Annotated in this window: 4 protein-coding genes; all 4 read left to right on the forward strand. The window is 71.3% G+C overall.

Annotation, left to right across the window (positions count from 1 at the left end):
- Nucleotides 1–495: YdbC family protein (locus C1I97_RS34225; protein WP_258382879.1), on the forward strand; the 495-nt coding region annotated here is incomplete at its 5' end.
- Nucleotides 496–557: 62 nt separating this feature from the next.
- On the forward strand, nt 558–1,226 hold the full coding sequence (locus C1I97_RS34230; RefSeq protein WP_111006886.1) for a histidine phosphatase family protein: 669 nt from the start codon (nt 558–560) through the stop codon (nt 1,224–1,226).
- 3 nt (nt 1,227–1,229) lie between these two features.
- Nucleotides 1,230–2,138, forward strand: coding sequence for an ADP-ribosylglycohydrolase family protein (locus tag C1I97_RS34235; protein WP_111006887.1), 909 nt, complete (start codon nt 1,230–1,232; stop codon nt 2,136–2,138).
- A 66-nt stretch (nt 2,139–2,204) separates the two neighbouring features.
- Entirely contained in the window at nt 2,205–2,906 is a 702-nt protein-coding gene (locus C1I97_RS34240; protein ID WP_111006888.1) for a ribonuclease HII, read from the forward strand.
- The last annotated feature ends 174 nt before the right edge of the window (nt 2,907–3,080 follow it).

The following is a 3,080-nucleotide window of genomic DNA, read 5'->3' on the forward strand; positions in this document are numbered from 1 at the left end:
GGGTGGAGCCGGGGGCGGCCGGACGTGGCGCACGTCTTCTCCTTCTGGGAGAGCCGCGCCTTCTACGACTCCTTCATGGCACGCTCCCACGACCGGCTGGCGGCGGCCCAGGCCGGTACGTTCAAGGACGCTCAGGCCCGGCTGTTCGACCACCGGTTCGACGTGAAGACGGGCTTCGAACCGCGTTTCGCGGACGTCGACCTGCTGCGCGTCGCCCTCTGCCGGGTGCACGAGGAGCACGCCGAGCACTTCACGCTGATGCAGGAGAAGGTCTGGAACCCGGCGATGGCCGGCTCGCCCGGCATGGTCCGCGGCCTGTTCGGCGAGGCCCCGGGCAACGAGTTCCTGGTGCTGTCCATGTGGCAGTCCTCCGCCGAGCACGGCAAGTACCGCACCGAGCGCGTGGAGCGCCTCGCGCTGCGCGCCCGGACGGAGGCCGACATTGCGGCGCTCACGGGCGACATCGTGGAGCTGGAGAGCACGTGGACGGTGTGACCTGTGCCGTATGGGGCCACCTGGACTCCTCGATCGGCTGTCACTCGATCTAGGGTCTTGGCATGGCACGACCACGGCGCATCGTCCTTGTCCGGCACGGCGAGTCAACGGGCAATGTTGATGACTTCGTGTACGAGCGCGTACCCGACCACGCGCTCCCGCTGACCGAACAGGGTCGGCGGCAGGCCGAGGAGACGGGCAAGACGCTGCGGGAGCTGTTCGGACGGGAACGCGTGAGCGTGTACGTCTCCCCCTACCGCCGCACCCACGAGACCCTCCGCGCCTTCCGGCTGGACCCCGGCCTCATACGGGTGCGCGAGGAACCGCGGCTGCGCGAGCAGGACTGGGGCAACCTGCAGGACCGCGACGACGTACGCCTGCAGAAGGCCTACCGGGACGCCTACGGGCACTTCTTCTACCGCTTCGCCCAGGGCGAGTCCGGAGCCGACGTCTACGACCGGGTCGGCAACTTCCTGGAGAGCCTGTTCCGCAGCTTCGAGGCGCCCGACCACCCGCCCAACGTGCTCCTGGTGACCCACGGGCTGGCGATGCGGCTGTTCTGCATGCGCTGGTTCCACTGGACCGTCGCGGAATTCGAGTCGCTGTCGAATCCCGGGAACGCCGAGGTGCGCATGCTCGTTCTCGGGGACGACGGCAAGTACACGATGGACCGCCCCTTCGACCGCTGGCGGGAGCCCGAGCCCTACGGGGCGACCGGATGGAGAGACTGAGCGTTGACCCCTGACCCCTCACCCGGCGGGCGCCTGGAGCGCGCCCTCGCCAGCGTGCGCGGACTGGCGGTGGGGGACGCGCTGGGCTCGCAGTTCTTCGTGCCGGTGAACCACCCGCTGCTCAAGCGCCGCGAACTGCCGTCCGGCCCGTGGCAGTGGACGGACGACACGGAGATGGCCTGCTCGGTGGTGGCCGTGCTGGCCGCCCACCGGCGCATCGACCAGGACGCGCTGGCCCAGTCGTTCGCCCGTCACCACGACTTCGACCGGGGCTACGGCCCCGCGGTCAACCGCCTGCTGCGCCTGGTCCGGGAGGGCGGCGACTGGCGAGAGCTGGCCGCCGCGCTCTTCGACGGGCAGGGGTCGTGGGGCAACGGCGCCGCGATGCGCATCGCCCCGCTGGGCGCCTGGTACGCGGACGACCCGGAGCAGGCCACCCACCAGGCCGAGATCTCGGCCCACCCCACCCATCAGCACCGCGAGGCCGTCGTGGGAGCCATGGCCGTCGCCGCGGCCGCCGCGCGGGCCGCCGCACCCGGCGGCCCGCCGAGCCCAAAGGCACTGCTCGACGGCGTCATCGCCCTCGTCCCGGCCAGGAGTGCCGTCGGCGCCGGTCTGCGGCGCGCCCGCGACATGCTCGACTACGACGACGCGGTCACCGTCGCCGCGGTCCTGGGCTGCGGACGGCGTACGTCCGCCCATGACACGGTGCCCTTCGCGCTCTGGTCGGCCGCCCGGTGCCTGGGGGACTTCGAGGACGCCTTCTGGACGACGGCACGGGCCGGCGGCGACGTCGACACCACCTGCGCCATAGTGGGCGGTGTGCTCGCCGCGGGGAAGGCGGGGACTCCGCCGGCCGAGTGGGCCGAGCGCACCGAGGCGCTGCCGGAGTGGGTGCCGACATCGCTGTAACGGGTCGGAATGCTCGCACGACCAGGGTGTTGCGGCCGGATCCCGGCAGCGTACGCTAAGGGCGCCATGCCGTACGAACCACCCACTCACACCGTCGAGCGCTCTCTCAGAGCCACGACCGGAGCGAAGGTCATTGCCGGTGTCGACGAGGTGGGGCGCGGCGCGTGGGCCGGCCCCGTCACCGTCTGCGCGGCGGTCACCGGACTGCGCCGACCCCCCGCGGGGCTCACCGACTCCAAGCTGCTCACCGTCAAGCGACGTACCGAACTCGCCGCGGAGCTGCAGCAGTGGGTGACCGCGTACGCCCTCGGGCACGCCTCCACGGAGGAGATCGACGACCTGGGGATGACGGCCGCGCTGCGGCTCGCGGCGGTGCGCGCGCTGGAAGGACTGCCGGTCCGTCCGGACGCCGTCATCCTCGACGGCAAGCACGACTACCTCGGCGCCCCCTGGAGGGTCCGTACGGTCGTCAAGGGCGACCAGTCGTGCGTGGCCGTCGCGGCGGCCTCGGTGATCGCCAAGGTCCACCGCGACAAAATGATGGCCGAACTGGGTATCGACCATGCAGACTTCGGTTTCGCGGCCAACGCCGGATATCCGTCGCCCGTGCACAAGGCCGCGCTGGAGGAGCGGGGACCCACCCCGTACCACCGGCTGTCGTGGGCGTATCTTGATGCGCTGCCCCGGTGGCGGCACCTCAAGAAGGTCCGAGTCCGGGCGGACGGAGCCGCTCCGGAGGTCGAGGGCCAGCTCGGCTTCGACTTCTGATCGCTCCACTCGCCCCGATGTGCCACCCACCCACGCGAGCCGCACCAATGTTTGATAAAAATCAGCCCATGCCTCTCATTCCCGAGGAGCCTCAGATTCACGAGAGCGCCCAGGGTCCCCGCGTCACTCCGGCCGCCGGCCGCATCGCGCCGACCCCTCGTCCCGTTCCCGGCC

This window comes from Streptomyces sp. NTH33 (assembly GCF_003236365.1).
In the GTDB taxonomy this organism is placed as follows: Bacteria; Actinomycetota; Actinomycetes; order Streptomycetales; family Streptomycetaceae; genus Streptomyces.

What these genes read in the sequence shown, in the direction of transcription:
- C1I97_RS34230 (WP_111006886.1), top strand. Translation starts at nt 558, where the DNA reads ATGGCACGACCACGGCGCATCGTCCTTGTCCGGCACGGCGAGTCAACG.
- C1I97_RS34240 (WP_111006888.1), top strand. Translation starts at nt 2,205, where the DNA reads ATGCCGTACGAACCACCCACTCACACCGTCGAGCGCTCTCTCAGAGCC.